This is a genomic window from Geodermatophilus maliterrae, assembly GCF_041018925.1.
Lineage (GTDB): Bacteria > Actinomycetota > Actinomycetes > Mycobacteriales > Geodermatophilaceae > Geodermatophilus > Geodermatophilus maliterrae.
In genome coordinates, this window is sequence record NZ_JBFNXQ010000223.1 from 1 (window position 1) to 905 (window position 905).

The window sequence follows — 905 nt, forward strand, 5'->3', positions numbered from 1 at the left end:
CTTACGACCTCGTGCATGGTTAGCCGCGGGCCGTAGCCGACCTATTCGGGGCCAGTTCGATCACGCGGCGGTGCCAGCCAGGAGCGCTCGCGGGCGGGGAAGCCGGTCAGGTTGTGCGGCTCGTTCCTGACTGGAGACCAGTCCGGCGACCGCGGGCAGCATCGTCTCCAGGTGTTCGCGTCGGCCGAGGTGACGCGAGAGGGCTCGCCAGTTCTTCAGGTGGCTGATGCCGTGCTCGACGTGGATCCGCTGCGACGAATGAGCCCTGCGCTCGGCCTCGTGCGCCGCGGCGACGGCGGGAAAGACCGGGATCTGGTTCTTCCGCCGGGCCGGCCGCGGGGTGATGACCGCGCCGGCGGTCTGGGTGCTCAGGCCCGGTAGCCGGCGTCGGCGAGCAGGCTGACGCCAGGGACGAGGGCCAGCAGTTCGACCAGGCCGGCCTGGCGGACCTGGGTCAAATCATGGATGGAGCCCGGGCGGGTCTGTCCGCAGAACAGCAGCCGCCCCTGCGCGTCGGTGATCACCAGCGCCTTGACGGTGTTGGCGCGGGCCTCGCCCGAGACGAACCGCTGCCGACCGGCCCGGTGGGCCGCCGGGCGGCGCACCCGCACCTCGGTGGCATCGAGCAGGCCGAGCTGCCCGCTGGCGCCCAGGTGGGCGACCACGTCGGCCAGGGTGCGCAGCCGGATCCCGCCGGCGACGGTGCAGCAGCGCTCGGCCAGCAGCGGGCGCACCTCGCCGACCGCCCGGGTGATCGTGAAGCGGGAGACCCCGAACCAGCAGGCCAGCACGTCGTGAGTGACTGCGTGGCGCAGGTGCACCAAGGTGGCCAGCAACCGGTCGAGGAACACCAGCCGGTGCCTTGCACCGGCGCCGACCGCCCGCCGGCGCGGTCGATCGGCCAG

The 905-nt window shown here is 73.0% G+C and carries 1 protein-coding gene; it reads right to left on the reverse strand.

Translation table 11 applies throughout. The features are described 5' to 3' along the window. Positions 1-368: 368 nt before the first annotated feature. Positions 369-905 (reverse strand): transposase family protein (locus tag ABQ292_RS26585; RefSeq protein ID WP_369210701.1); only part of this gene is annotated, 537 nt, incomplete at its 5' end.